The sequence below is a fragment of the Mesorhizobium sp. M5C.F.Ca.IN.020.29.1.1 genome (assembly GCF_003997375.1).
In the GTDB taxonomy this organism is placed as follows: domain Bacteria; phylum Pseudomonadota; class Alphaproteobacteria; order Rhizobiales; family Rhizobiaceae; genus Mesorhizobium; species Mesorhizobium wenxiniae.
On record NZ_RZSW01000686.1, the window covers coordinates 1 to 2,689 of the forward strand.

Annotated in this window: 5 protein-coding genes and 1 tRNA gene; 2 read left to right on the forward strand and 4 right to left on the reverse strand. The window is 59.6% G+C overall.

Annotated features, from left to right (window positions below):
• Window positions 1–200 precede the first annotated feature (200 nt).
• Together EOA85_RS38295 and EOA85_RS32060 are read right to left on the reverse strand one after the other, a co-directional pair.
• Complete coding sequence (locus EOA85_RS38295) at window positions 201–419, reverse strand: RNA-binding protein (protein ID WP_206523415.1); 219 nt, start codon at window positions 417–419, stop codon at window positions 201–203.
• Between the two features lie 149 nt (window positions 420–568).
• Window positions 569–964 carry a hypothetical protein gene (locus EOA85_RS32060; RefSeq protein ID WP_164760022.1) on the reverse strand — a complete coding sequence of 132 codons (396 nt, stop codon included), beginning with the start codon at window positions 962–964 and terminating at the stop codon, window positions 569–571.
• Window positions 965–1,179: 215 nt separating this feature from the next.
• Here EOA85_RS32060 and EOA85_RS32065 point away from each other — a divergent pair, with 215 nt between their 5' ends.
• A complete protein-coding gene (locus EOA85_RS32065; protein WP_127212404.1) occupies window positions 1,180–1,494 on the forward strand; it encodes a hypothetical protein in 315 nt (104 codons plus the stop codon).
• Window positions 1,495–1,772: 278 nt separating this feature from the next.
• Here EOA85_RS32065 and EOA85_RS32070 read toward each other — a convergent pair.
• Window positions 1,773–1,848 (reverse strand) — tRNA-Thr (locus tag EOA85_RS32070).
• A 154-nt stretch (window positions 1,849–2,002) separates the two neighbouring features.
• On the opposite strand from EOA85_RS32070, the gene EOA85_RS37835 reads away from it, so the two are divergent.
• On the forward strand, window positions 2,003–2,170 hold the full coding sequence (locus EOA85_RS37835) for a hypothetical protein (protein WP_164760023.1): 168 nt from the start codon (window positions 2,003–2,005) through the stop codon (window positions 2,168–2,170).
• A gap of 231 nt (window positions 2,171–2,401) precedes the next feature.
• Here the strand turns inward: EOA85_RS37835 and EOA85_RS32075 are convergent.
• Window positions 2,402–2,689: IclR family transcriptional regulator C-terminal domain-containing protein (locus EOA85_RS32075; protein WP_281033819.1), on the reverse strand; the 288-nt coding region annotated here is incomplete at its 5' end.

Below are 2,689 nucleotides of genomic sequence, written 5' to 3' on the forward strand. Positions count from 1 at the left end.
CGAGACGATAGCAAACAGAGCGCGTTCCGTGGGCAAGCTCAAACGGACGAACGATGGAACATTGCGCTGACTTAGAAGTTGGGGATCGGGTGAATCTAATGCAAAATTTGCCCCGTCGGACCCACCATCTCCGTGGGTTTCGGGCCAGTTCCGGACCTCTCAACGGAACGGGCTCTTTTATAAAGCGCAGCGCCTAAAGTTCACGCACTGGCCGTGCAGCGCTTCGAAAGCGCTTGCCACAACTCTGTTTCGTCTGTGAAGCCGTTCTCGAAAGCTTCAATAACTTGGCAGGCGAGCCGTTCCCTCTGGTCCCGGTCTTTAAGGGCCAGACGACGCTCTTGGCACAGCTGGTCGAATACCTTCTGGAGAAGGTCCAGGTCGGTCGACGTGAATACGCTGCTGTATTTTGAGAAGGCCATAACACTCTCCTCCCTCGTCGGGCGAAAGCGTGATCTGCTCTTTCAAACGTCCGTTTGCCTCGGTTTGGTGCGGACGACGCTTCACCATACGCCCTTGTGGCGGCACAGCCAATTATATTCAGAAATTCGAAACTGACCCACTCCTAATGCTAAAGGGTTTTGCCGGCGCGCATCATGGCACGCGCGATAGCGAGTTGCGTCAAAACCTTGGCGTTTTCGTTTTGCGGCCGCAATGAGCCTACGCAGGCGCCGCAGGACTTGGCCACGTGCGCGAGATCGCTGTGCTCCAGTGCGCTTTCGCCACTGGTCAGAGCGATTGTCATGACGGGATCTGTCCAAGCCCTCTCGCCCCACCGGATGATAATGAGGCGATTTCGCAACTGTTTCCCGACCTGAGGCAATGTTTGGGAACGGCAAGCAGACTTGAGGGCATCATCAATATACTGCTCGCGGTCGTTGCGGGCGTCTTGTTGTTCGGTCGGGAGGCAATGACCAGCGGCCTGCAGCGCTTCGCCGTCGTCGCGGTCGCCATCTTCGCAATTCACCTCGTCCTCATAGGAGTCCGCGCAATCCTGTCGTGGATCGGGACCGAGTGGCGTGCTGCGGGGAACACCGAAGAACGTCTGTCCATCGCCTTCGCCACCGCGGCCGGATGCACCCTCGTGCCTCTGGCGCCTACGTCCTGTGGCTGTGGGTCGCCGGTGCGGAGAACCCGATTTCGACCGCTGCGTAGAGCTGGCTCGGGTGGGCCTGGATCGGATTGCTTCTGCTCCTGATGGCGGGCTACGGCATCTACGGCCTCCGCTGGCTGTCCGGACACTGGAGCGAGGGCCCGGGCATCGTCGGCTACCGACTGCGGGTATTCCTGCGAGGCTACCTCGAGTTCCTCGGCGGCCCTGTCACCTTTCCGGTCCGCAAGTGGCGCATCCGGCGCGAGGCGGGTTCGGGAATGGCTGTCAAGCTTGTGCCCGCTGCCTACACGACTGTCCTCGGCCTTGTCGTGTCGTTCAAGACGGTGTCCCTCAGCATCCTTGCTGCCTACGGTCTTCTCTCCAGTCTTGGCATCGTCGACTAGTGGACCACCTACGCACGATTTCGGCCGAGCAGGTCCGGCGCATTAGCGATGCATGTCAGCGCCATAGGCCACTGACCCGACGCCCCACCACAAAGACCGGAGACCCCGCTTCGGCGGGCTTTTTCGTGGCTCGCGTTGCATCCGTGCTGCATGGAATAAACAGCAACACGTTGAAAAGCCCGCACATCAGCGGTTTTCAATGTAACGTGTTGCCACATGAAAAACCGCCCATGTGGCCGCGCTCTTCCCATGAAGTATTTGATTATATTGGTTTTTGCTGGTGCCCCCGGACGGAATCGAACCGCCGACCTTCGGTTTACAAAACCGCTGCTCTACCAGCTGAGCTACAAGGGCACGGCGCTCCGGTTAGCATATTTGTTGCGCCAGTAAAGACAAAACTCTGTTTTGCCCGTGAGTGCGCGCCGGAGCTTCCGGCGCGGGCATCCTGAAAACGGCCAATTCGCCTCCTATATTGATCGAGGGTGCAAACGCATAGGCGAGGGTTCGCATGATCAGACTTGTCGTCATTGCCCTGGTCGTCGTCGTGGCCTCGATTCTCCTGGTGAAGCTCATCAAGGATCTGAAGAGCGCCAACGTCGACTGGACCGGCGTCACCACTATCATCGGCTTCATCGCGCTCGCCTTCTGGCTGCGCCATATCACCGGCATGGGCTGAGGCCCTCCGCCGGCGGACTATTGACCGGCGCTCTTCGCCGGTCGCAATTGCGCGCCTGATTGCAATGTTCAGACCGGCCGCTTTTGCGCTTTCGAAAAAATCCAAAAAATCATCGAACCTTTTTCCTTGCTGCAACGACTGATCGTCAAGAGGCGGATGGATCGCCTCTCTCACAACGCAGCAAAGAGATTATCATGTTCAAGCGCACCATCGTTTCCGGCCTCTTCGCCCTCAGGCCGGCCTGATTCCGCCGATCATCATCGTCACCGCCGCTGCTGCATCATGCACCAGCGGGCCGATCTCGGCCAGCCGCTCCGGCGTCACCCGCACCGTCGGTCCCGAAACCGATACGCCGCCGATCGGCTCGCCGAACTCGTTGAAGATGGCGGCGGCCACGCAGCGCATGCCGGGGTGCCGCTCCTCGTCGTCGACCGACCAGCCGCGCAGCTTGATGACCACCAGATCGCGGGCCAGCGCCGAGATGTCGGACAGCGTGTTTTCGGTGAAGCGCTCCAACCC